The organism is Pseudooceanicola sediminis (assembly GCF_003575965.1).
Lineage (GTDB): Bacteria > Pseudomonadota > Alphaproteobacteria > Rhodobacterales > Rhodobacteraceae > Pseudooceanicola > Pseudooceanicola sediminis.
The window spans coordinates 1-1,411 of sequence record NZ_QWJJ01000045.1; the positions used below are offsets into that span (position 1 = coordinate 1).

At 55.9% G+C, this 1,411-nt stretch carries 3 protein-coding genes; 1 reads left to right on the forward strand and 2 read right to left on the reverse strand.

The window, feature by feature from the left end; genetic code table 11:
* Nucleotides 1-279 precede the first annotated feature (279 nt).
* Nucleotides 280-507, forward strand: coding sequence for a hypothetical protein (locus tag DL237_RS20380; RefSeq protein WP_057796709.1), 228 nt, complete (start codon nt 280-282; stop codon nt 505-507).
* 14 nt (nt 508-521) lie between these two features.
* Here DL237_RS20380 and DL237_RS20385 read toward each other — a convergent pair whose 3' ends face one another.
* Together DL237_RS20385 and DL237_RS20390 are read right to left on the reverse strand one after the other, a co-directional pair.
* Entirely contained in the window at nt 522-842 is a 321-nt protein-coding gene (locus tag DL237_RS20385) for a type II toxin-antitoxin system RelE/ParE family toxin (protein WP_089849714.1), read from the reverse strand.
* Nucleotides 843-847: 5 nt separating this feature from the next.
* Nucleotides 848-1,090, reverse strand: a complete 243-nt coding sequence (locus DL237_RS20390) for a type II toxin-antitoxin system ParD family antitoxin (protein ID WP_089849711.1) — start codon at nt 1,088-1,090, stop codon at nt 848-850.
* Between the last annotated feature and the right edge of the window lie 321 nt (nt 1,091-1,411).

A 1,411-nucleotide genomic window follows, 5' to 3' on the forward strand; every position in this document is an offset into this window, starting at 1 on the left:
CTTCTGTAACCACATTCGGGGCTTCTTCTATCATGGCCTTCCCTTGGGTCCTTGTTCTGCCTGGGTGCAGTATCAGGCCCACGGGGTCGCAACACCGCGAGCGATACAAAACAACATTAATGATAGCAAGACAATAATAACGTGTTGACGAAGTTCGCCTTGCTCCGATAAGGGTGATATCCGACAGAATGATAATCTTAAAGGCGGCAAAGGAGTTTTGCCCTGCGCTTGTTTATTGCGCGCAACGCACCGTTGCTGTTCGCGTTCCTGCTTAGAAGCATGCCGGTAGCCGCAGCTGCGGATTGCATACCACCCGAGCGACCGTTCTTGCCCCAGTCGCAAGAAGACATGCGTGCCTATGCCGATCTGCTGCGTTCTGATTTCGAGGGCTACATCGCCGACATCCAGGAATACTTCCGTTGCCTTGATGCCGAGCGTCAACGCGCGTTTCAGGAGGCACGCGAGGTCAGTGAAGACTATGGGAAACTGGTCGAGCTATTGGAATGAGGAAACGCAAGGGCTTAACCGCCGTCGAGATCCTCGTAGTAGACGAGCGCGGGCATGTTGCGGCGCAGGTGCACGATGCGCAGGATGACTGCCGCCCCGTCCGCCGCATCTAGCCGCTTGTAGAAGATCACGTGACGTTGGCAGTTGACGGACCGCATCCCCGGAACGAAGAGACTCCTGTCCCGACCCCGGTCGGGATCCCCGGTGATCTGCTCGAAGGCGTTGACCAACTGGCGGTAATAGACGAGCCATCGGTCCCTACCCCAAGTTTCGACGGTGTAGGCACGGATCTCTTCAAGGTCGGCCCTGGCCCGACCGGAAAGCCGAATTGTCATGTGGGTCAGCGATCAAACGCATCCGGTTCGAAGGCATGAGCATCGAACTCGGCGAAATCCCCATTTTCGGCCAGGGAGGCTGCTTCCTCTAGGTCGGCCTTGAGGGAATAGAACTGCCGGGCGCCATCCCGCTCCATCAGCATCCTGACGCCGGCGCGCACGACTTCGCTCAAATTGGCGTAGGCGCCGGACTCGATCTGCGCCTGCACATATTTCTGCATCGGTTCGGTCAGGTGGACGTTTGGCATCAGACTCTCCTATCCATGCTCAATCGTATCAGATACTGACATAAATCTTCAAGGTCATGTTCGGTCCCAACATAGGCTCGTTGCTCCACCCCGTCCTTCTGCGCCCGGATTCCCGCCGGGGAACCAGGCGAGACAGTTTTCCGTTCTGCCATTCCTGAGACCATGAGCGCTGCGACTCTCCGTGTGACGGGCTCATGCGGCCTGTTCTTCCATGACCGCTTTCGTGGCCGCATTGAAATGCTATATTTGTATTTTTTTACAGATATTTGAGTGAAAGTTAACATGAAAGAGGTCCGCAATTTTGGCCACTTTCAAGACGCC

What these genes read in the sequence shown, in the direction of transcription:
- DL237_RS20380 (WP_057796709.1), top strand. Translation starts at nt 280, where the DNA reads ATGCCGGTAGCCGCAGCTGCGGATTGCATACCACCCGAGCGACCGTTC.
- DL237_RS20385 (WP_089849714.1), bottom strand. Translation starts at nt 842, where the DNA reads ATGACAATTCGGCTTTCCGGTCGGGCCAGGGCCGACCTTGAAGAGATC.
- DL237_RS20390 (WP_089849711.1), bottom strand. Translation starts at nt 1,090, where the DNA reads ATGCCAAACGTCCACCTGACCGAACCGATGCAGAAATATGTGCAGGCG.